Genomic DNA, 16,880 nt, shown 5'->3' with positions numbered 1-16,880 from the left:
ACATGATTCGTTCGCTACGCTCACTCATCGAGCTGTCTTACCTTCCGCTGCCCCGGTCAGGTGCTCGGCGACGGCCCACAGGCCCACCGCCTTCGACGCCTTGACCAGTACCACATCGCCTGCGGCGATCTCGTCGTCGAGCAGCGCGATCGCCGCGTCGATATCGGGAACGAGGATCGATTCCTCGCCCCATGAGCCTTCCATTACCGCTCCCTGGTGCATGCCGTGGGAGGGTCGTCCGGTGCCGACCACGATCAACCGGTCGACATCGAGGCGCACGGCCAGCCGTCCGATCGCGTCGTGTTCGATCACCGAGGTGTCGCCGAGTTCGCCCATCTCGCCGAGCACGGCCCAGCTGCGCCGGGGTTCGGAGCTCGACTTCGCGAGGGTGACCAGCGCTTTGAGCGCCGCGCGCACCGAGTCGGGGTTGGCGTTGTAGGAGTCGTTGATAACGGTGACGCCCGCGGGGGTGGTCGTCACATCCATCCGGCGGACCGAGGCCGCGGTGGCGCCGGACAGCGCCTGAGCGACGGTCGCCAGATCGGCACCACATTCGAGGGCGACGGCCGCGGCGGCCAGGGCGTTGCCGACCTGGTGCTCGCCGTGCACCGCGAGCTGGATCGGGATCGACTCGCCCGCGACGTGCAGGGTGAAGCGGGCGCGGGCCTGGTCGTCGGTGATCACGTCGGTGGCGCGGATGTCGGCATCGCCGGACAGGCCGACCTTCACCACGCGCGCCTTGGTGCGCGATGCCATGGCCGAGACGTTCGGGTCGTCGGCGTTGAGCACGGCCAGCCCGTCAGCGGGCAGTGCTTCGACGAGCTCGCCCTTGGCTTGCGCGATCGCCTCGCGGCTACCGAATTCGCCGAGGTGGGCGGTGCCGACATTGAGCACGACACCGATCCGGGGCGGTGCGATACGGGCCAGTTCCGCGATGTGTCCGCGACCGCGGGCGGACAGCTCCAGGGCGAGGAACTTGGTGTCGGGGCCGGCGCGCAGGGCAGTCCACGGGTGGCCGAGTTCGTTGTTGAACGAGCCGGGCGGCGCGACCACCGCACCCAGCGGTGCGAGCACCGCCGCGAGGAGGTCCTTGGTCGAGGTCTTGCCGGAGGACCCGGTGACGCCGACGACGGTGAGCCCGGTGCGCTCGGTCAGCCGCTCGGTGCTCACCCGTGCCAGTTCGGCCAGTGCCGCCAGCACGGCGGCGCCGGAACCGTCACCGTCGGCGCTGAGCGCGACCGAGGTCGCGGGAACCGAGCCGAGATCAGGGGCGACGACGATCGCGGGCACCCCGACCGGGCGAGCGGCGAGTACCGCGACCGCCCCCGCGGCGACCGCGGCGGCGGCGTAGTCGTGCCCGTCTGAGTTGGCGCCGGGCAGGGCAAGGAACAGATCGCCGGAACCGATTCGGCGCGAATCGAATTCGACCGAACCGGTCACCAGTGCCTGGGGGTCGGGTACGTCGTGCAGCTCGCCGCCGACGACGTCCGCGATCTCCCGCAGTGTCATCTCGATCATGAAACCGTCAAGTCCTCCGAGTCCGTGTGCGGACTGTGTCGTATCCGCAGGGCATCCAGCGCCGCCGCGACCACCTCGCGGTCGTCGAAGGGGTGCTTGACGCCCTTGATCTCCTGCCCCGCCTCGTGGCCCTTACCCGCGACGAGCACTACATCGCCGGAACGCGCCCAGTCGAGTGCGGCGGCGATGGCCGCCGCGCGGTCACCGATCTCGCGGATCTCGCCGCGGTCGGTGGCCGGGAGTTCGTGCGCACCGGCCACCACAGCGGACCTGATGGCCGCCGGGTCCTCGGTGCGTGGGTTGTCGTCGGTGACGATCAGCAGGTCGGCGCGTGCCGCCGCGGCGCCCATGAGCGGGCGTTTGGCCACGTCACGGTCGCCACCGGCGCCGAGCACGACGGCCAGCCTGCCTGCCCCGGCTTCGGCGAGGTGGCCGCGCAGGGTCGTCACCACCGATTCGATGGCGGCGGGCTTGTGCGCGTAGTCGACGACGGCGAGGAAATCCTGGCCCCGCTCGACGCGCTGCATCCGGCCCGGCACGTCGACGACAGCGAGCGCCGGGGCCGCGATGGCGGGATCGACGCCGGTCGCGGCGCAGGTGGCGACGGCCAGGAGCGCGTTGGCGACGTTGTAGCGGCCGGGCAGGCGCAGGCGCACCGTCAGTTCGCCGTCGGGTCCGGCGGCGGTGAATTCCTGTTCGCCGCCGGTGGTTTTGATGTCGCCGCTGACCTGCCAGGTCGCGGCGCGATCGGCGGGCTGGGACACGCTAGCGGAGCGTGACCACGCAGGGCCCTCGGTCGCGGCGCCATCGGATGCAGCCGCGCCGGTCGTCGACACGGTGACCGGATCGACCAGGTCACCGGCGAGGCGGGTGCCCCATTCGTCGTCGACGCAGATCACCGCGGTGCGCGCGGCGACCAGCGAATCCGCGTCGAACAGCCGACGTTTCGCGGCGAAGTAGTCCTCGAAGCCGGCGTGGAAGTCGAGATGGTCCTGGGAGAGATTGGTGAACGCGCCGACCGCGAACCGCACACCGTCGACCCGGCCCAGCGCGAGCGCGTGGCTCGACACCTCCATCACGACCGCGTCGACGCCCTGCTCGACCATCGCGGCGAACATCGCGTGCAGTTGCGGCGCCTCGGGGGTGGTGAGCGCGCTCGGCACCCGCTGCCCGCCGATCCGGGTCTCGATCGTGCCGATCAGCCCGGTGGACAGTCCGGCCGCGGCCAGACCGGCTTCCACCAGATACGCGGTGGTGGTCTTGCCCGAGGTGCCGGTGATGCCGACGATGCGCAGCCGGTCGCTGGGGTGGCCGTAGATCTCGGCGGAGAGTTCGCCGAGTACCGCGCGGGGCTGCTCGCGCACCAGCACGGGCACCGCGACGTCACCGATCAGCTCGGCACCCGCGGCATCGGTGAACACGGCCACCGCGCCGTTCGCGATCGCGTCGGCGGCGAATCGGGCGCCGTGCGAGTTCGCGCCGGGCAGCGCGGCGAACAGGTCACCGGTGCGCACCGCGTTGGATCGTTGCTCGATGCCGGTGACCGTCACCTCGGTGGACGCCGGGGCCACTGTCGTGGCACCGGTGAGGTCCGCCACGGCCTGCAGCGACGTCGACAACGGAGTGGTTGGCCGGAGCGCGTGCGGGCTGGACTGCGCGGGCACAAGGCTCCTCTCTGAGAGTGATCGAGCGCGTAGGCGAGACGAGCAGTCAGGTTACCGACGCGCGGTGTCGGACGGACAACGTGGGTTGAGTTAATTGTTGGTTCTCGGCCCGCCCGCCTCTGGACTGAGTGGAGGGTGCGACGAAGGAGTACCCGGAGGGAGGGAAGAGGCGGGGAACAGGGCCGAGAACCAGCGGCGCCAGCCGCTATGATGTTGCCTCCAGCACCAGCCGCTTCGGCTCCGGCGAGGGCGGCACCCGATCGCGCTGCAACGCCCAGGAGGCGATGCTGTGGAACAGCGGTGCGGCCGACCCGCCGCCGGTGCCGTCGGAGCTGCGCACGGGCGCGTCGAGCATCATGCCGATCACGTAGCGGGGGTTGTCGGCGGGTGCCATCCCGGCGAACGTGCTGTAGAACGACGAGGTCGAATAGCACCGGCACGCGGGGTCGACCTTCTGCGCGGTGCCGGTCTTGCCCGCCACCTGGTACCCCTCGATCGAGGCAGGTGCGCCGGTGCCCATCTGCACACCCATCGGGTCCTTCTGCACGGTCGCCTGGAACATCTCGCGCAAGGTGTGCGCGGTCTGCGGGCTCACCACGCGCACGCCGTCGGGCTGCAGTTCCTCGGTGCGGGTGCCGTTCGGGGCCACCTTGGCCTTGACGATGCGCGGCGGGATCCGCAGGCCGTCGTTGGCGATGGCCTGATACATCGCGGTCATCTGCAGGGTTGTCATCGAAAGGCCCTGGCCGATGGGCAGATTCGCGAAGGAACCACCGGACCACTGGTCACGGGCGGGTACCTGGCCACCGCTCTCACCGGGCAGGCCGACGCCGGTGCGCCGACCGAGCCCGAACCGGTCGATCATATCGGCGAACCGGTCCTCACCCACGCGCTGTGCGAGCATGAGAGTGCCCACGTTGGAAGACTTTCCGAAGATGCCGGTCGTCGTATAGGGCGCAACGTCGTGTTGCCACGCGTCGTTCACGGTGACGCCCGACATGCGGATCGAGCCGGGCACCTGCAGCACCTCGTCGGGAGTGGTCACGCCGTATTCGATGGCGGCCGCCGCGGTGACGATCTTGTTGACCGAGCCGGGTTCGAAGGGTTCGGTGACCGACGGGTTGCCCATCTTGCCCGAGGCCCAATGATTCGGGCCGAGTGCGGGATTGAAGGTGCCGTCGTTGGCCATCGCGAGCACCTGACCGGTCTTGGCGTCGAGCACCACCGCCGAGGCCGAGGACGCGCCGGAGACCTGTTTGGCCTGTTGCACCTGCTGCTGCACGTAGTACTGCAGGTCCGCGTCGAGCGTCAGCTCGACGCCGTAGCCGTTCACCGCGGGCTGCAGGTCACGGTAGCTACCGGGGATCACCGCACCGTCGGAACCCTGGTCGTAGGTGCGCGAACCGTCGGTACCGGAGAGCACCGAGTCCAGCGCCGATTCCAGGCCCATCTGACCGTGTTTGTCGCCGCCGATCGCGCCGATGACATTGGATGCCAGTGAGCCACCGGGATATTCGCGCAGGTCCTGTCGTTCGGCGCCGACCTCCGGGAATTTGGTGGTGATCTCGGCAGCCACTCGCGGATCGACATTCTTGACCAGGTAGTGGAACAGTTTGTCGCTGCGCAGCTTGTCCAGCAGTTCTTGCTCGGTGGGCGTTCCGGCGGCCGCACCGAGCTTCTCGTGGATGAACTTCGCGATATCCTTCAGCCGCTGCTCCGGGTCCGGTGCGCTCGGCTTGAGCTTCTTCGCCTCCGCCAGCTGCTTGCGCACCGTAACCGGCTGGAATGTCAGGGCTTTCACGGTGAGCGTGAACGCGAGCTGATTGCCGTGCCGGTCGGTGATCGGACCACGCACAGCGGCCTCTGTGTCCTTTTTGGTGCGCTGCGACGCCGACTGTGCCTGCAACGCCGGGGCGGCGAGGCTCTGGATGTAGAGCAGCTGCAACGCGACCACCGCCAGGGTGGCCAGCAGGGTGACCCGGCCGACACCGAGGCGAAGGCGGATCGGCCGGTCCGGCGAGAGCGAACCGGAGCGGCGCGCCCTCGACGAGACCGGCCCGCGTCGCTGCTGCGACACGGGCCCGCTCTGCTTCATCGAGGACCATCTTGCGATTCGACCACCTGCGGCTGTTCGCTCGGCGATCCGGCGGCCGGGGCTCGTAGTCCGGGAGCCGGAGCGACGGCACCCGGTGCGGGTAACGGCGCATCCGCCGCGATCGCCGGGTCGGCGACGGCACCCGGTGCGAGCGGTGGCATGTCGGCGGAGGCCAGCGGTTCACCCTGACCTGCGACGTCGACCCGATCGGGCACGGTCACCGGAGCGAGCGGAGCCGGGGCACCGCCATCCGCCGGGGCGGGTGCGGCCGCGTCGATCGGTGCGGTGGCGAGCGGAGCCGGAGCCGCCGCGGGCTGCGACGAAACCGCCGGATTCTGGGGCGAATTCACGGCGGGCGCCGTCGGGGTGACAGGAGCCGCGAGCACGTTCGCCGGAGCACTGTTGGGCGCGGCGGGGCTCGGCGCGGCCGCACCCGGCTGGACCGGAACCACACGCTCGCCCTGCGCCTGGGCATGCCCCGGTGCCGGACTGTTCGGCGTGGTGGTCGGCGGACCGTTCAGCGGCGGCACCGGCGCACCCTGCGCGGGCGTCGGGTTACCGATCACGGTGACCTCACCGTCGGCACCGATCACCAGCCGGGCCGGATCCTTCGCGGGGATCATGCCCAGTTCGCGTGCGCGTGCGGCCAGTTCGGGGGCGGAATCGGCGGCCGCGACCTCCCGCTGCAGCGCGGCCCGCTCGTCGGCGAGCGTGCGGTTGACCGTCCTGGCGTCACCGAGCTGGTAGCTGTCCTCGGCGGCGCGGGTGGTGAGCAACAGGGTCAGGGCGAGGCCGCAGCCGAGCAATCCGATGATCGCGGTGACGAACGGGATCCGCCCCGCCATCGTCGAGGACGGTTCGGGCAGTTCGATGCCATCGAGCAGCTGCTCCCTGGTGCGCTTGCGGGCGTAAGCCCGCTGGGCCGCACCGGACTTCACTCGTTCGGCCGCCTCCACGCGCCGTGCCGTCTTGCTCGGCACCGCGACTGTGCTCGTCCGCACGCTCATCGTGTCCCCTCCTGTGTCCTCCCTGACCTCTCCGCGATTCGTTCGGCCGCGCGCATCCGCACCGGCGCGGATCGCGGATTGACCTCGATCTCGGACTCGGTCGCTTTTTCCGCGCCACGGGTCAGCATCCGGAATTCCGGTCCCATGCCGGGCAGTTCGACCGGCAGGTCCATCGGCGACCGGGAGACGATCCGTGGCGCGAGTTCGTGTTTGACCAGCCGGTCTTCGAGCGACTGGTACGACATGACGCAGATCCGTCCGCCCACACGCAGTGAATCCAGTGCCGCGGGCAGTGCCGCCCGCAGCGAGTCGAGCTCACCGTTGACCTCCACCCGCAGCGCCTGGAACGAGCGCTTGGCCGGATGTCCGCCGGTGCGGCGGGCCGCGGCCGGAATGGTCGCGTAGAGCACCTCGACGAGTTCGGCGCTGGTGGTGAACGGCTTGACCGCCCGCCTGCGCAGCACCTCCGAGGCGATCTTTCCCGCGAACCGTTCGTCGCCATAGGTTTTCAGCACCCGGGCCAGATCGCCGTGGCTGTAGGTGTTGAGCACGTCGGCCGCGGTGATCCCGGTGGTCGGGTCCATCCGCATGTCCAGCGGCGCGTCGACGGAGTAGGCGAAGCCGCGCTCGGCCTCGTCGAGCTGCATCGACGACACGCCCAGGTCCATGAGAACGGCTGAGACGGAACCGGTTTCGTCCAGCCCCGCTTCGGCCAGCGCCGCGGGGATGCCGTCGTAGCGGGTGTGCACCAGCGTGATCCGGTCCGCGTAGGGCGCCAGTCGCTCACCTGCCATGCGCAGCGCGGTGGTGTCGCGGTCGAGACCGACCAGACGCGCTTGCGGGTAGGTGTGCAGGAAATGCTCGGCGTGCCCGCCCAATCCGAGGGTCGCGTCGATGTAGACGGCGCCCGGTTCGCTCAGCGCGGGGCCGAGCAGGTCGTCGGCGCGCTCGAGCAGAACTGGCACATGACGGGGGTTCTCGGCGTCATGGTTCACCTCGACCTCCCGGGATACTGCCTCGCGTCGCAGACGGGTCGCCTTGCCACACAGTGCTTTTCGAATGAGTGCTTGTCGAACGAGTTGATGATGCGAATGCTTCGAGGTCTCTGACCGGGGCAAGGCACCTGGCGTCGGGGAAGTACGTCAGGGTCCACGCCCGGGCAGAGGCCTCGCAGCACTCGCGTGCTCCGGGTCAGAAGATTCCGCCCAGCGACTCGTCTCCGGCTTGCGCGTAGTCCTCCTCATGTTCTTCGAGGTAGGTCTCCCACGCCTGCTTATCCCATATTTCGAGGAAGTCGACCGAACCGATCACCACGCAATCCCGCGAGAGGTTCGCGTAGCGCCGATGGTCCGGCGACAGCGTGATCCGGCCCTGTGCGTCCGGACGTTGCTCGTCGGTGCCTGCCGCCAGCGCTCGAACGAAAGCCCTTGCCTGCGGGTTGCTTCGGGACGCCGACGCGGCTCGCCGCGCGAGCGCGGTGAACTCGTCTTTGGGATACACGGCCAGGCTGTGGTCTTGGCCTTTCGTGACCATCAACCCTCCCGCCAGATCGTCTCGAAACTTCGCAGGCAACGTCAGCCGCCCTTTGTCGTCCAGTCGGGGGGTGTAGGTACCGAGGAACATCCCGGCCACCTCCCTACTGGATTCACCTCGCCGTACGGCCTCTCCTGTAGTGCGCGACCCACATTACCCCACTTTCCCCCACTTTCAATCGAAACCCTGAGTGATCCTGCTCCCCGCCAACACAATTCCGCAGGTCATCCCAGCTATCACTGAGATTCGCGGTTATCCCGTGTTCGGGCAACCCGCGCGGGTCTGCAACCCCTCGTTCCGACAACGTTCAGCAAACATCGCAGGTGTGCCGTCTGCCGGGCGGCGGGGTGGGGGAAGGGTGGGGAGCGGTGGGGAGGTGGGGGACCTGCCCTGGCCATGCGCTTCGGCGTCAGCGGGCCACAAACACACGATGGCGGCGCCACACCCGGTGGTGGGTGTGGCGCCGCCAACGTAGTCGGCTAGGTCTGAGCTATTCCTGCTCGAACCGTCGTCGGAATCGGTCTTCCATGCGCTCGGAGAAGCCACCGGACTTGCGCTGGCGACCACCTCGGGCGGTGGGTCCCGTCGTCGGGCCGCTGCCCGCCGCGGGAGACTCGGTCGCATCCGGTCGGGCGGTGCGACGCGAGTTGCCGATCATCAGCAGGACACCAGCGCCGAACATGGCGATGAATCCGACGAGACTGATGATCGGGAAACCGCCCGGCTTGAACGGGGCGGCGATGCCGGCGACGAGCAGAAAGAGGCCGACGGCGAACAACGCCGCAGCCTGGAGTCTGCGTCGACTCGACGTGGAGCGAAGTCGTCCGCCGCGGACGGACGAGGCGAACTTCGGGTCCTCAGCATAGAGAGCGCTCTCGATCTGTTCGAGCATGCGCTGCTCGTGCTCGGAGAGTGGCACGGTACCTCCCCCGGCACTAGGCGTGGCTGGTCGCCTCCGGGTAGGCGACGGGTAGCCGACCTTGGCGGCTATCTGCTCCCCATGATACGAGTTCGATCGGTGGCGTACCACCTACTCGGTCATAACTAAGCGGTCATGTCGCGGCCACGACTCGGCCGCGGGAGGCTCTTAGCCGCGGCTACCAGCGCATCGTCGACGTCGTAGAGGAATGCGCCCACCCGTGAGCAGAACTCGTCAGCTTGTGTGTCGGTGATCGCACGGTCCAATCCGGCCTCCAGCGCGGCCCGTAATTGCGAGTGCGCCTCGAAGTAGTCGGCCCACATCACGAATTCCGGGCTGGCGCGTCTCAGTAACACCCAGGCGCTGCGCGACCGCGCTCGCGGTGCGCGGTCGGCGCCGGTGAGCGCGATCATCGAGCCCGCACCGCGCAGCGCGGCCAGATAAGCGGTGCGGAACCGCTCGCCCGGTTCGTGCTCCCAGGCGGAGTCGGTGAGCAGAGCATCGGCTTGGCGTAGTAGTCCGCCGGCGCGCCCATCGTGGCCCGCGTGCGCTCGACCATCGTTGTGACCAGCCATCTGCTGCCCCTTTCGCCCCTCGCACTGATCGAACTAACATTCGAACGTTTGAATTGAGATTGAATATAGGGACACCCACCGACAACTTTTGCGCGTCCGCGCGCCACCGACGAGAGCCATGACAGCCGTCAAGCCGAATCACACCCCCGCACCCGTCATCGTCGACCTCAGCGTCGCCGACCTGCGCGCACGCCTGCACGACGCCCTGTCGGTCTATGTCGCCGCCATGGATTACCCGCGTGGCACCGAACACCATCGCGCCCCGATGTGGACCGAACACACCACCAGGACGGGCTGGCGGGCGGTCGCCGCGGTGCTGCCCGACGATTCGGGCGGCGTCGACCTGCGCACCGCGCCGATCGTGGCCATCGCCTACGGCTACAGCGGCGCGCCGCGCCAGTGGTGGCATCAGCAGGTGCAGACCGGGATGCGCCGCTGCGGGTGGCCCGATGCCGCTGCCCGCGACCTGCTCGCCGACTACTTCGAGCTCACCGAGCTGCACGTCCACCCGGCCGCGCAGGGGCGTGGGATCGGGGCGCGGCTGCTCGAGCGATTGCTGGCCGACCGCGCCGAGGCGGCCGTGCTGCTGTCGACGCCGGAGGTCCCGGAAGAGGCGAACCGGGCCTGGAAGTTGTACCGGCGGGCCGGATTCACCGATGTGATCCGCAATTTCGTCTTCGCGGGCGATACACGTCCGTTCGCCATCCTCGGGCGCAGGCTGCCGATGCCCCCCGCGCACCGGTGACTACGGTAGTGGTCGGCTCCGGCCACAACGCACTGGTCGCGGCCTGCTATCTGGCGCGGGCCGGACAGCGGGTACAGGTGCTCGAGCGCGACGAGGTACCCGGTGGGGCGGTGTCGACGGTCGAGCGGTTCCCGGGCCATCTCGTTGATCGCGGATCTTCCGCGCACATCATGATCCGGCACACCGGGATCATCGAGGACCTCGAGCTCGAGCGGTTCGGGTTGCGCTATCTCGACTGCGATCCATGGGGGTTCACGCCGTCCGACGGCGTGCGCCCGCCGATCGTGTTCCACCGTGATCTCGGCGAGACATGCGCGTCGATCGAGGCGGCCTGTGGTGTCAAGGACGCTGACGCGTATCGCCGATTCGTCGGGGTGTGGGGCGAGCGCAGCGCACGGGTGATGCGGTCGTTCGGTGGGCCGCCGACGCCGGGCAGGCTCGTTCGCTCGTTCTGGGGGCTGGACGCGCGGGCCGGTGGATCCGCGTTGTCGCGGGAGTTCTTGCAGTCCGGTGACGCGCTGCTGGACTTCTGGTTCGACGACGAACGGCTCAAGGCCTCGCTGGCGTGGTTCGGCGCGCAGTCGGGGCCGCCGATGTCGGAACCTGGGACGGCGCCGATGGCCGGGTTCGCCGCGCTCATGCACACCCTGCCGCCCGGGCGCGCGGTGGGCGGAAGTGGGGCGCTCAGTGCGGCGTTGATCGCGCGCCTGCGTGCCGACGGTGGTGAGCTGCACACCGGCGACGCGGTCAGCTCGCTGCGCCGATCCGGCAGCGGTTGGCTGGTGGCGACAGAGTCGGGCCGGACTCTGCGCGCCGACACGGTGATCGCGGGCTCCCACATTCTGTCGACCCTCGACCTGTTGCGCGCGGGCGATTTCGACCCCGCTGTCCTCGACGACTGGCAGCGCCGCATCCGGGTTGGCCCCGGCATCGGCATGGTGGTGCGCCTGGCGACCGATCGGCTACCCGAATATCCCGGTGTCTCCCCCACCGAATCCGCCCGTGGTCTGCAGTTCCTCGTCTCGGACCGCCGGCAGCTCAGGCTGGCACACGGTGCCGCGCTCGCCGGTTCGCTGCCGCCGCGCCCGGTCGTGCTCGCGATGAGTTTCAGTGCGCTCGACCCGTCCATCGCCCCCGCAGGCGAACATCAGCTATCGCTGTGGGCGCAGTGGCATCCCTACGAGCTCGCCGATGACAGCGACTGGGCAGCGCACGCCGAGCCGGAGGCGGATCGGATCGTCGCCGAGGTCGAACGGTACGCACCGGGTTTCGCCTCGTCGGTGCGTCAGCGATTCGTGCAGACGCCGGTCGATCTCGAGCGCGAGATGGGTCTGCGCGGCGGCAATGTGATGCATGTCGAGATGTCTCTCGATCAGATGATGCTGTGGCGTCCACTGCCCGAGTTGTCGGGCCAGCGCGTCCCCGGCGCTCCCGGCCTGTATCTGACCGGCGCGTCCACCCACCCCGGCGGCGGGGTCTCCGGAGCCAGCGGGCGCAGCGCGGCACGGTTGGTCCTCGGTGATCGCCGCAAGCCACGGTTCATGCTGCCTCGTCAGCGATGAAGACCTACCGGTCGCATCGGCGGAGTCCGCTCGAGTACATTCCGCGGCCGCCCTGCCGCGCCCACTTCCCACACCCGGCTCGACGCGCACTGCCTCGGCCGGTTCGGCACACGGGCGCGGCAGTCCGCCGAATCCACACCGGAGACGTTCATTCGACGGACAGCGCCGGGTCGACTCTTCGGCGGTTCCGGTGAAGAACGCTGGTCTCGATCTGTATACGGTGCTGCGTGGTGTCGCCGGTTGGTTTCGCGCCGATCCCCGCCGGGCGATTCCCGCCGTCACCGCGATCGCCCTGGTGCTCGTGCAGATCACCTACCCGTTGAGCGCGGGGGTCACGCGCGATCGAATCACCGTTGTGGTCGTGGTGCTGTCGGCCGCGACCGCCTTGCTCCACGCGGCGACGACTCGCGGATTGCGGTGGGCCACCGGATTCTTCGTCATCGTGTCCGGTCTGGGGCTCACCGCCGAAATCGTCGGCACCGCCACCGGGTTCCCGTTCGGCAGCTACGCCTATGCCGTCGATCGGCTCGGGCCCTCGTTCGCCGATGTTCCGCTGGCGGTGCCGTTGGCGTGGACGGGCGGGCTGTACCCGATCTGGATCGTCGCGGGTGTGCTCGTGTCCCGTACGCACCGGGCCGCCCCCTCGTACACGCGGAGCCCGAGTCGGTCCGAATCCTCGAATGACCGGCACCCGGCGGTCCACAGCGCATCTAACGCCGGACTGCTCAGCGGCCCGAACGCCCGGCGTGTGGGACTGTTCGTTCTCGGCGCGGTCGGCTGGGATCTGTTCCTCGATCCGCAGATGGTCGCCGACGGTCAATGGGGCTGGGCGGTCACCGACGCCGGGCTTCCCGGTCTGCCCGAGATCCCATACACGAACTACTTCGGATGGGCGCTCGTCGCCGTAGTCATGGCGGTGCTGCTCACCCTGCTCGATCGACTGCTCGCGCCACCGCGTGACCCCTCGGTGGCGGTCCCCGTCGCGGTGTTCGGGTGGACCTGGCTCGGCTCGACCCTCGCGCATGCGGTCTTCCTCGGCCTCCCGGCGTCGGCGATCTGGGGTTTCGCCGGTCTTGGCTTGCTCGGAATCCCCCTGTTTCTGCGGGCGCGGGCCGGGCTACACGTGTTCTGAGCGGCCGACCGTGCCGCGACACACCCCCGATTCGTGGCGAAAACGCCTGATCGGCACGGGTGAGCGGGGCGCGGTGGGCCCGTCGTGTGGGCTCTGAGCCCTGAGCCTGGCACGATGTCAACCGTGCAGCCGAGTCCCGTCGCCGACATGCCCGTTCCCTCGCCGCGTCGTTTCGTGCCCGCGCGGCGCGTAGCGGCGGTTGCCGTCCTGCTGGCACTGCTCGTGCCCGCGCTGGCCGGGTGCCTGCGGGTGCAGGTGTCGATGGGGGTGTCGTCGAACGACCGGGTGTCGGGGCGGATCGTCGCCGCGGTGGTGCCGACGGGTCCCGCGGACAAGGGGCCGCAGCTGAAGGCGCCCGAGCAGCTGGCGGCGAAGGTGCGGGTGGAGAACTACAACCAGGACGGATACATCGGCACCCAGGTGTTCTTCGACGACCTGTCCTTCGGCGAGGTCGGCCAGCTCGGTGGGCTGTCGGATCAGACGCAGGGCATGTTCACCCTCGACTTCCAGCGCAATGGCGATCTGGTGAGTCTCACCGGGCGCGTCGACCTGGAATCGTTGCCACCGCAGGGCTCGGATGTGCAGTTCTCCGTCGCGTTCCCGTCCCGGGTCGCCAAGACCAACGGCACTCGCGAGACCACCGACAGCGAGAACACCGTGTCGTGGAAGCTGCCCGCGGGCGAGGTGTCGACCCTGCGCGCCGAGGTGAAGTACGCCGACCCCAACACCCGTTCGTTCGCTGGCTGGGCGGGCATCGTCGGCGGTATCACCCTCGCGGTGGCCGCGCTGATCGCGGGCTTGGCGTTCCGTGATCGCAACCCCGGCCCGCCGAACGCGCCGCGCGGCGGCTTCTCCCCCTCCGAGATGTGGCGCGAGATCACCAGTCGCAGACTGGGCCGCTGAGATGGGCGCGGCGGCCCGCTACCTGACCTGGGCGGGCACTGGTCTGGCCGCGCTCGGCGCGAGCACCGCCGCCTACAACCTGGTCACCTTGCGCACCCTGCCGCGCGGGGTCGCGGGCGTGATCGAACCGGTCACGGTGTGCGTTCCCGCCCGCGACGAAGCCGCGCGCCTGCCCGCGCTGATCGCCGACCTTCGCGCCCAAACCGGCGTACCCCGCATGAACGTGCTGATCCTCGACGACGCGTCCACCGACGGCACCTACGAAGCCGCACTGGCCGCGATCGCCGGTGACGAGCGCTTCACCGTGTTGCGCTCGGCCGCTCACCCCGCCCCCGGCTGGACCGGCAAGGCCGCCGCGTGCGCGCGCCTGGCCGCCCGCACCGACGCGGCCGCCCTGGTCTTCGTCGACGCCGACGTTCGCCTGGCTCCGTACGCCGTCGCCGCGGCGGTAACCGAATTGCGCAGGCGCGGAGCAGGTTTGGTCTCGGCCTGGCCGGTGCAGGAGGCAGGTTCGACCACCGAGCGCCTGGTCCAGCCGCTGCTCGCCTGGTCGTGGGCCTCGACCCTGCCGGTCGGCCACGCCAACCACAGCCTGCGCCCGTCCACCGCCGTCGCGTGCGGACAGTTCCTCGCCGTCGACGCCGCGGCCTACCGCGCCGGTGGCGGTCACGCGGCCGTAGCAGCCAGCGCCACAGAAGATCTCGATCTGGCGCGCGCCGTGCGCCGAGCGGGCCACCGCACGGCACTGGTGACCGCGGGCCCGGCCGCGAAAACCCGAATGTACACCGGCACAACCGAACTCACCGACGGCTACACCCGATGGCTGTGGTCGGCATACGGCGGCCGTCTCGACACCGGCGCCGCCATCGGAATCCTTGCCGCTCTTGCCTATTGGATTCCCCCACTGGCAGCGATCTTCGGCCGCGGCCGAACCCGCCGTGCGGGAATCCTCGGCTACCTCGCGGGTGTCACCAGCCGCCTCACCGCCCGCGCCATCGAAACCCGCCGCCCTCCAACGAGTTCCGACCTCACCTCAGCCCTGGCCCACCCTGTGGCGGTGGCCCACTACCTGACCCTGTGGACCCGCTCTCACTACCGGCACCAGACCGGCCGCCTCCGCTGGAAACAACGACCCCTGGTCACTCCCGACGACCCCATCGCCCGCCGCGCCTGACCAGGCAGGTCCAGGCGGCGGGAATCCGATGACGCCTGTCGCCAGAGTATCGATTCCTGCCACTCACCGATTGGGTCAGTGCGCCGTGGCGGCGAGGAAAGGTGGTCGATGACGACTATTCGATGTCGAGATCCAGGTCCGCCCAGGGGATTTCGACCTTGACCGGGTCGATAGCCGTCACTGCGATGACGGGGTCCTGGCCTCGTAGGCCGATTCGCTCGGTGACGTATCTGCCGTCGGAAGTGAGACGTAATTGCTCGACGGAGGAGACCAGCCCGTCGTCGTCGACCATCCGAACGATCCAGTATTGGGCGATGCCGAGCTTGGCGTATTCGGCTCGCTTATCGACGCAATCGGCGGTGATCGTGCCAGGTGAGACGATCTCGACCACGAGCAGCGCGTCGGCGGCGGTCGGTTTGCGGCGCCATCGGCCGCGGTCGGCTGCTACGCAGCGGTAGAGGATCGCGTCGGGGCGGCGGAAGCCGAACGGAACTTCGGATACGAGCATGTCGAGGTCCCCGCTGGCGCGCAGGCACGGAGCGTCAGAAGACCGGTCGCGCACGGCGTCCCGCAGCGCGGCTTCGATCACGCGCGCGACGGAGATGTGGTTGGGTGACGGTGACTCGCAGTGCACGAGCATGCCGTCTTTGACCTCGATCGTTCGAGCAAGCTCCGTCGGCATCTCTAGGTAGATGTCCAGGCCGATGACGGGCATGTCGCTCCGCAGCCACGACCAGTCGTAGGCTTCGCTCATACCGCTGAGCCTAACGCTGACCGGCGAGTTTCAGGCGACCTCGGTGATGCCGATGGTCGGGAAGAAGAAGCAGGAGCGGCCTGCGTTGTCGGTGGTGCCGAAGACGGCGGCCAAGACGGTGCCGCGGCCGGTGTCGATGGGGACGGCGCGGACGCCGCCGACGGGGATGGCGGCGAAGAGGAAGTCGCGGATGGCGGTTTCGGCCAGGGGGCGCAGTTCGGCGGGGACCTCGGGCGGGACCATGGCGCGCACGATGTCGGCGATCGGGCCCATCGAGGCCATGCCGCCGCGGCCGGTGCTGATATTGAGCCAGGCCACCTGCATGCCGGAGGTCTTCGTGGCGGCGGTGTCGGGGGCGAGGCCGTAGGGCAGGAAGGTGAACAGGGTCTGGCCCGATTTCACGGCCGAGAGGTCCACGCCGGGGATCGGGAGGGTGTTCGTCGGCCACGGACCCGGTACCGCGCCCGCGACAGCGGGGACAAGGCCCGTGCCGTCACCGGTGCAGTTCGCGGCGACCGTGGGGTAGAGGAAAGGCTGGATACCCATGGCCGTCAGCGTCTCGACGACGGTTTGGTAGGCGCCGAGGAGATCACCCGGGCCCGCGGCAGGCGTGCGGTTCGGTGCGTCCCGGGTGACGGCGGGCGTCACCGGCGCGGCCGGTTCGGCGGCAGCCGGTGAAACGGCCAGCAGTAGCGCGGCGGCGCAGGCCGTCAGCGCGGTCAGTGTGGTGGAATGACGCGGCATGATCACGACGTACTCCTCATCGACGCAGAGAAGGCCGACGCTACCGCGTGCGGTGGGTGAATCCGGACAGGTGAAGTAACCGGCCGTTCGGCGCGTCGCAATCTCGCAGCGAACCCACCGCCGCGGCACAGTACCGGTCCGCTGCCCGGTACCCAGCCCGGCGACGAAGGCACCGGGCCCACCCAGAAGGTTGCCGAGAACACTGGTCACCCTGGCCCCGGCAATTACCTCCAGCCAGTGCCCGCGCGGGTCTGCGACCACACCGAACCGGGGCAATTGTGCCGGTGCCCCCTGCCGGTTCCAAGCTCTGCGCTCACGCTGATTTCTACCGTTGTGCGCAGTCACGCCTGTGCCACATGCTGATTCAGCTCGGGCCCGACAGCCGGGGCACAACCATCCAGAGCAACCGAGAGACCTGGCTCTACGACGTCGCAGCAACCCGCCCCGTTCCGGGGTACGGGTGCTTCCGCCGGGATCGATGGAGGAGATCGTTGTGATGACTGTGGGATATCGCCGCCGGCATATCGACCAGTGCCGGGTTACCGCGACGGCCTG

General features: G+C 69.4%; 15 protein-coding genes and 1 riboswitch. Of the genes, 5 read left to right on the top strand and 10 right to left on the bottom strand.

The window, feature by feature from the left end:
- Nucleotides 1-24 precede the first annotated feature (24 nt).
- From ACTWPB_RS17115 to ACTWPB_RS17080, 8 genes are all read right to left on the bottom strand, one after another.
- On the bottom strand, nucleotides 25-1,518 hold the full coding sequence (locus tag ACTWPB_RS17115; RefSeq protein WP_446221640.1) for a UDP-N-acetylmuramoyl-tripeptide--D-alanyl-D-alanine ligase: 1,494 nt from the start codon (nucleotides 1,516-1,518) through the stop codon (nucleotides 25-27).
- Nucleotides 1,515-3,182 (bottom strand): UDP-N-acetylmuramoyl-L-alanyl-D-glutamate--2,6-diaminopimelate ligase, encoded by a 1,668-nt coding sequence (locus tag ACTWPB_RS17110; RefSeq protein WP_446221639.1) that lies wholly within the window; start codon nucleotides 3,180-3,182, stop codon nucleotides 1,515-1,517. The genes ACTWPB_RS17115 and ACTWPB_RS17110 overlap by 4 nt, the downstream gene beginning before the upstream one ends.
- A 205-nt stretch (nucleotides 3,183-3,387) precedes the next feature.
- Complete coding sequence (locus ACTWPB_RS17105; RefSeq protein ID WP_446221638.1) at nucleotides 3,388-5,277, bottom strand: peptidoglycan D,D-transpeptidase FtsI family protein; 1,890 nt, start codon at nucleotides 5,275-5,277, stop codon at nucleotides 3,388-3,390.
- Nucleotides 5,274-6,284 carry a hypothetical protein gene (locus ACTWPB_RS17100; protein ID WP_446221637.1) on the bottom strand — a complete coding sequence of 337 codons (1,011 nt, stop codon included), beginning with the start codon at nucleotides 6,282-6,284 and terminating at the stop codon, nucleotides 5,274-5,276. Before ACTWPB_RS17100 ends, ACTWPB_RS17105 begins: the two co-directional genes overlap by 4 nt.
- Nucleotides 6,281-7,279 carry a 16S rRNA (cytosine(1402)-N(4))-methyltransferase RsmH gene (gene rsmH / locus ACTWPB_RS17095; protein WP_446221636.1) on the bottom strand — a complete coding sequence of 333 codons (999 nt, stop codon included), beginning with the start codon at nucleotides 7,277-7,279 and terminating at the stop codon, nucleotides 6,281-6,283. The genes ACTWPB_RS17100 and rsmH overlap by 4 nt, the downstream gene beginning before the upstream one ends.
- Before the next feature lie 196 nt (nucleotides 7,280-7,475).
- Nucleotides 7,476-7,907: a division/cell wall cluster transcriptional repressor MraZ gene (gene mraZ, locus ACTWPB_RS17090; protein WP_056816815.1), complete on the bottom strand. Its 432-nt coding sequence runs from the start codon at nucleotides 7,905-7,907 to the stop codon at nucleotides 7,476-7,478.
- Nucleotides 7,908-8,307: 400 nt separating this feature from the next.
- Complete coding sequence (locus tag ACTWPB_RS17085; RefSeq protein ID WP_378922615.1) at nucleotides 8,308-8,736, bottom strand: DUF3040 domain-containing protein; 429 nt, start codon at nucleotides 8,734-8,736, stop codon at nucleotides 8,308-8,310.
- 125 nt (nucleotides 8,737-8,861) lie between these two features.
- Complete coding sequence (locus ACTWPB_RS17080; protein WP_446221635.1) at nucleotides 8,862-9,311, bottom strand: SAV_6107 family HEPN domain-containing protein; 450 nt, start codon at nucleotides 9,309-9,311, stop codon at nucleotides 8,862-8,864.
- 118 nt (nucleotides 9,312-9,429) lie between these two features.
- Here ACTWPB_RS17080 and ACTWPB_RS17075 point away from each other — a divergent pair, with 118 nt between their 5' ends.
- The 5 genes from ACTWPB_RS17075 (at nucleotide 9,430) to ACTWPB_RS17055 (ending at nucleotide 14,827) form a co-directional block, all read left to right on the top strand.
- Nucleotides 9,430-10,056 (top strand): GNAT family N-acetyltransferase, encoded by a 627-nt coding sequence (locus ACTWPB_RS17075; protein WP_446221634.1) that lies wholly within the window; start codon nucleotides 9,430-9,432, stop codon nucleotides 10,054-10,056.
- Entirely contained in the window at nucleotides 10,053-11,618 is a 1,566-nt protein-coding gene (locus ACTWPB_RS17070; protein WP_446221633.1) for a phytoene desaturase family protein, read from the top strand. Before ACTWPB_RS17075 ends, ACTWPB_RS17070 begins: the two co-directional genes overlap by 4 nt.
- 268 nt (nucleotides 11,619-11,886) lie before the next feature.
- Complete coding sequence (locus tag ACTWPB_RS17065; RefSeq protein WP_446226379.1) at nucleotides 11,887-12,750, top strand: carotenoid biosynthesis protein; 864 nt, start codon at nucleotides 11,887-11,889, stop codon at nucleotides 12,748-12,750.
- Nucleotides 12,751-12,897: 147 nt separating this feature from the next.
- The gene (locus ACTWPB_RS17060; protein ID WP_446226378.1) at nucleotides 12,898-13,653 is read left to right on the top strand and encodes an LppM family (lipo)protein; all 756 of its coding nucleotides are present in this window, start codon (nucleotides 12,898-12,900) and stop codon (nucleotides 13,651-13,653) included.
- A gap of 1 nt (nucleotide 13,654) precedes the next feature.
- The gene (locus ACTWPB_RS17055; RefSeq protein ID WP_446221632.1) at nucleotides 13,655-14,827 is read left to right on the top strand and encodes a glycosyltransferase family 2 protein; all 1,173 of its coding nucleotides are present in this window, start codon (nucleotides 13,655-13,657) and stop codon (nucleotides 14,825-14,827) included.
- Nucleotides 14,828-14,942: 115 nt separating this feature from the next.
- Here the strand turns inward: ACTWPB_RS17055 and ACTWPB_RS17050 are convergent, their stop codons facing one another.
- Together ACTWPB_RS17050 and ACTWPB_RS17045 are read right to left on the bottom strand one after the other, a co-directional pair.
- Nucleotides 14,943-15,581, bottom strand: a complete 639-nt coding sequence (locus ACTWPB_RS17050) for a Uma2 family endonuclease (protein WP_446221631.1) — start codon at nucleotides 15,579-15,581, stop codon at nucleotides 14,943-14,945.
- A 30-nt stretch (nucleotides 15,582-15,611) separates the two neighbouring features.
- Nucleotides 15,612-16,325: a hypothetical protein gene (locus ACTWPB_RS17045; RefSeq protein ID WP_446226377.1), complete on the bottom strand. Its 714-nt coding sequence runs from the start codon at nucleotides 16,323-16,325 to the stop codon at nucleotides 15,612-15,614.
- A 390-nt stretch (nucleotides 16,326-16,715) separates the two neighbouring features.
- Nucleotides 16,716-16,810, top strand: a riboswitch (SAM riboswitch).
- The last annotated feature ends 70 nt before the right edge of the window (nucleotides 16,811-16,880 follow it).

It is taken from the genome of Nocardia sp. IBHARD005 (assembly GCF_052814245.1).
The sequence above is the reverse complement of the archived record's forward strand: the minus strand, read 5'-3'. Positions and strand labels throughout refer to the sequence as shown.

Excerpts from the sequence above, each read along its gene's own strand:
- ACTWPB_RS17115 (WP_446221640.1), bottom strand. The coding sequence starts at position 1,518 with ATGATCGAGATGACACTGCGGGAGATCGCGGACGTCGTCGGCGGCGAG.
- ACTWPB_RS17105 (WP_446221638.1), bottom strand. The coding sequence starts at position 5,277 with ATGAAGCAGAGCGGGCCCGTGTCGCAGCAGCGACGCGGGCCGGTCTCG.
- ACTWPB_RS17100 (WP_446221637.1), bottom strand. The coding sequence starts at position 6,284 with ATGAGCGTGCGGACGAGCACAGTCGCGGTGCCGAGCAAGACGGCACGG.
- mraZ (WP_056816815.1), bottom strand. The coding sequence starts at position 7,907 with ATGTTCCTCGGTACCTACACCCCCCGACTGGACGACAAAGGGCGGCTG.
- ACTWPB_RS17080 (WP_446221635.1), bottom strand. The coding sequence starts at position 9,311 with ATGGCTGGTCACAACGATGGTCGAGCGCACGCGGGCCACGATGGGCGC.
- ACTWPB_RS17075 (WP_446221634.1), top strand. The coding sequence starts at position 9,430 with ATGACAGCCGTCAAGCCGAATCACACCCCCGCACCCGTCATCGTCGAC.
- ACTWPB_RS17060 (WP_446226378.1), top strand. The coding sequence starts at position 12,898 with ATGCCCGTTCCCTCGCCGCGTCGTTTCGTGCCCGCGCGGCGCGTAGCG.
- ACTWPB_RS17055 (WP_446221632.1), top strand. The coding sequence starts at position 13,655 with ATGGGCGCGGCGGCCCGCTACCTGACCTGGGCGGGCACTGGTCTGGCC.
- ACTWPB_RS17050 (WP_446221631.1), bottom strand. The coding sequence starts at position 15,581 with ATGAGCGAAGCCTACGACTGGTCGTGGCTGCGGAGCGACATGCCCGTC.
- ACTWPB_RS17045 (WP_446226377.1), bottom strand. The coding sequence starts at position 16,325 with ATGCCGCGTCATTCCACCACACTGACCGCGCTGACGGCCTGCGCCGCC.